The following is a 345-nucleotide window of genomic DNA, read 5'->3' as shown; positions in this document are numbered from 1 at the left end:
TGATCGCTGGCGACACGGATCCGGCCGCGCTCGCGGATCTGGCCAAACGTCGGCTCCGGTCGAAGATCCCGCAGCTGACCGAAGCGTTGAACGGCCGGTTCACCGAGCACCACGCGTTCCTCGCCCGTGTGCACCTGGACCTGATCGACCGGCACACGGCGGCGATCAACAGGCTCACCGAGCGGATCGAGGTGATGATGGAGCCCTTTCAGGGCTTCCGTGGAGCCTGTCCGAATTTCTGTGTAACGCCCTATCCTGTCTAACTATCGGACATCGATGGGGATGCGGCCTGGGAAGAAGATGTCCAAGGCGTTGAGGGCCTGCTTCCAGCCGTGGACGCCGGCG

The 345-nt window shown here is 63.8% G+C and carries 1 pseudogene; it reads left to right on the top strand.

Annotated elements, in window-relative coordinates:
- Positions 1 to 248 (top strand): annotated as a pseudogene (locus F8271_RS31935) (IS110 family transposase); the annotation flags it as partial.
- Between the last annotated feature and the right edge of the window lie 97 nt (positions 249 to 345).

Source organism: Micromonospora sp. ALFpr18c (genome assembly GCF_008868155.1).
GTDB lineage: Bacteria > Actinomycetota > Actinomycetes > Mycobacteriales > Micromonosporaceae > Micromonospora.
The sequence above is the reverse complement of the archived record's forward strand: the minus strand, read 5'-3'. Positions and strand labels throughout refer to the sequence as shown.